The 566-nt window shown below is 44.5% G+C and carries 1 protein-coding gene; it reads right to left on the bottom strand.

What is annotated here, in order from left to right; genetic code table 11:
* Positions 1 to 566, bottom strand: a 566-nt coding sequence (locus QTN47_RS27975) for an Ig-like domain-containing protein (RefSeq protein WP_369332770.1), incomplete at both ends; no start/stop codon positions are given.

The raw sequence follows: 566 nt of genomic DNA, 5'->3' as shown, positions 1-566 counted from the left end.
TGTCAGAAGTTGGTCTGAACCTTCACATACAGGTGTCATCGCAATAGTGGGTACAACAGGCATTGGATTGATCGCAACATCTACTGCGGCTGATTGGGAGGTACAGGTATTTAAGGTTGCAGATACACTATAGCTACCATTTGATGCTACTGTTGCGGCTTTGATTGTAGCTTTATCATTATTTACTACCAGCGGTGTTGGTCCTGACCAGTTATAGGTTACACCGGCTGTTGAACTTGTTGCTGTCAGAAGTTGGTCTGAACCTTCACATACTGGCGTCATCGCAATAGTGGGCACTACAGGCATTGGGTTGATCGCAACATCTATTGCAGCTGATTGAGAGGTACAGGTATTTAAAGTCGCTGATACACTGTAGCTACCATTTGATGCTACTGTTGCTGCTTTAATTGTGGCCTCATTATTATTTACTACCAGCGGTTTGGGGCCTGACCAGTTATAAGTTACACCGGCTGTTGAACTTGTTGCGGTTAGTAGTTGATCTGAACCTTCACATACAGGTGTCATTGCAATAGTGGGCACAACAGGCATTGGATTGATCGCAACAT

Source organism: Danxiaibacter flavus (assembly GCF_041060425.1).
Lineage (GTDB): Bacteria > Bacteroidota > Bacteroidia > Chitinophagales > Chitinophagaceae > Danxiaibacter > Danxiaibacter flavus.
This window is presented reverse-complemented; position numbering and strand designations above follow the sequence as displayed.